At 58.9% G+C, this 1423-nt stretch carries 1 protein-coding gene; it reads right to left on the minus strand.

The features are described from left to right. On the minus strand, positions 1-1268 hold a 1268-nt coding region (locus EN932_RS36080; protein WP_128369525.1), incomplete at its 3' end, for a hypothetical protein. Positions 1269-1423 lie beyond the last annotated feature (155 nt).

The following is a 1423-nucleotide window of genomic DNA, read 5'->3' on the forward strand; positions in this document are numbered from 1 at the left end:
GACAGCTTGTCGAAGCCGGCGACATCGACGGTCACGCTACCTTCGGGCTTTTCGCCTGGGAATGTCATCTCGCCTTCCAAGGCGATCTCCGTATCCTTGTTCTTCACGGTGCTGTGGCCAAGCACGACCTTCGGCGTCTTGGCCATGAAGTCGGCCTTAAGCTGCTCGCCGAATTCGGCAGACAGCGGCGGATTCTTATTGAGATCAAAAGCTTCGATCGCCTTCTTCGCCATGCTGTCGAGATCGATATTGGCGCCGCCAAAGTTCAAATCGACATCGGTGGGCAACAACCCCACGCTCCAGCTCGGGAGAAGCTGGGTCGGCACGGTCAGTCCCGATGCCTTGATGCCGTAGGTGATCGTGCCGTTTTGGGCGACGCCGTCGGAGCCGAACACGGTGCTGAGCTGGGTGGCGCCGAAATTGCCGACCGGGCTTTCCACCGCGAAATCCTTGAAACCATAGGTCCCGTCGATACGCTGCCAAAGCGGTAAGGCGGCGAACAAAAGCGATTTGAGCTGCGCCTGGTTGGCCTTCAGCGTCGCCTCGTCCTCGTTGGCCACAGCAAATGCCAGAAGATCGAGCAATGGCTTGGTCCGCACGCCCTTGCCGCTGGCTTCGACCGATAGTTCCGGCGACCTGACGGTGACCGGGAATTTCAGCCCGCTCTCGGGGTCATCGAAATTGATCGCTTCGACAAACCTCGACACCTTCTGCGAGGTTGTGAAATCGACGCCCCCGGTCGCCGACTTGGTCGCGGCAACGGTCGCGATGCCAGCGCCGGCGCTGGCCTCCATGTGCTGCTTGGCATCCTTCGACGTCATCGTCATGCCGGCCATCGAACTGGTGCCGCTGGTGAAGGCCGCCAGATTTGGATCGTAGACGCCCGAGCCCTTGCCGTCCTTGATCGAAAACTGAGTGCTTTGCAGTCCTTCGGGTCCGTTGAACTCGAAGGAGGCGCTCTGGGAGAAATCCATCGAGACATCCCAGGATCCGTCGCTGCGCGGCTTGACCATCAGGGCATAGGGCGCAAAGTCGAACTTCAGCAGTTTCTGGTCCGGAAATGATGCGGCAAGTGCCTTGAAATCGAACAGGATCTTGTAGGCACCACCTTCCAGCGAAACCTTCAAAATGCCTTTGTCGATGGCCTGCTTGCCGACATAGCGGGACAAGTCGTCGGACAATTGCTTCGCACCCTGACTGTCGACGGTCTGACTGAGAGCAGGGGCACTCAACGCAAGAAGGAACACGAATGGCAGGGCACGGTTCACGCGAATTCTCCGTTTGACCGAGAAGAAAGGCTTTGTCCGTCTGGTATGAAATTACCGCTGCAACCGCAAGGTGAGATCGACAACGGCACCCGGGCAGGCAATCTCGATCAAAGCACCAGCCGCATCAGCGGCCGACCGGCCTTGCGTTCCAACAG

The sequence above is a fragment of the Mesorhizobium sp. M7A.F.Ca.US.002.01.1.1 genome (assembly GCF_004022955.1).
Classification (GTDB): Bacteria; Pseudomonadota; Alphaproteobacteria; order Rhizobiales; family Rhizobiaceae; genus Mesorhizobium; species Mesorhizobium ciceri.